Source organism: Lysinibacillus sp. GbtcB16 (genome assembly GCF_019091145.1).
Lineage (GTDB): Bacteria > Bacillota > Bacilli > Bacillales_A > Planococcaceae > Lysinibacillus > Lysinibacillus fusiformis.
This window is the reverse complement of the sequence record NZ_JAGXJV010000262.1, coordinates 1-296: the sequence shown is the minus strand read 5'-3', so window position 1 is coordinate 296 and position 296 is coordinate 1. Positions and strand designations below refer to the sequence as shown.

Annotated in this window: 1 protein-coding gene; it reads right to left on the bottom strand. The window is 35.1% G+C overall.

Annotated features, from left to right (window positions below; all coding sequences use genetic code 11):
- Window positions 1–296: right-handed parallel beta-helix repeat-containing protein (locus KVT27_RS24200; protein ID WP_217582132.1), on the bottom strand; the 296-nt coding region annotated here is incomplete at both ends.

The window sequence follows — 296 nt, the reverse complement described above, 5'->3', positions numbered from 1 at the left end:
AATATCATTTGAGCCAGTAAGAGAAATCCCTTGTCTCCTACAGTGGTGAAGATTACAACTATGAATATAAATATACGATCCCATGTCCTCTTGGATATAATCAGACGAATTAAGCTTATACTCTAACCAAGCTGTAATAATAGCATCACCTGTACAATTACTTATTTCTACATTATTTATTACAATGTTGTGTGAACCGTTTATTTGTACCCCATGTCCCCACTCATGAGTCCAATTCTGATTATCAACCTTCGCATTAATTTGCTCAATTTGAGTGTCACTTAATGGTGAAGACG